Origin of the sequence: Paenibacillus sambharensis, assembly GCF_003233845.1 — a bacterium.
Lineage (GTDB): Bacteria > Bacillota > Bacilli > Paenibacillales > Paenibacillaceae > Paenibacillus_I > Paenibacillus_I sambharensis.
Window position 1 is genome coordinate 1 of sequence record NZ_QKRB01000011.1, and the last position, 319, is coordinate 319.

Sequence of the window (319 nt, forward strand, 5' to 3'; positions counted from 1 at the left end):
CATTCGCTATCCAGTTTTCAAGGTGCAAAGGTTGTTCGTCGATTAAGCTTCTCCGAATCACTTCAGAAAAGACCTAACTTCGCAAACCCTCTCGCTGCTAAAGCAGCTTCTGCCTCATCGGCAGGATGATCATCTTAACATCCGGAGTCTTTGCTTTCAACACATAAATGTTGGAAAGTTGACTCGTTACTGTTAAGTAATCTGGGTATTTAGTTACCCGCTTGGCAACGTCCTACTCTCCCAGGACCCTGCGGTCCAAGTACCATCGGCGCTGGAGGGCTTAACGGTCGTGTTCGAGATGGGAACGCGTGGATCCCCT

At 48.9% G+C, this 319-nt stretch carries 1 rRNA gene; it reads right to left on the minus strand.

Going from position 1 to position 319, the window contains the following annotated elements:
• Positions 1-219: 219 nt before the first annotated feature.
• Positions 220-319: ribosomal RNA gene (rrf, locus tag DNH61_RS02060) — 5S ribosomal RNA — on the minus strand; the annotation flags it as partial.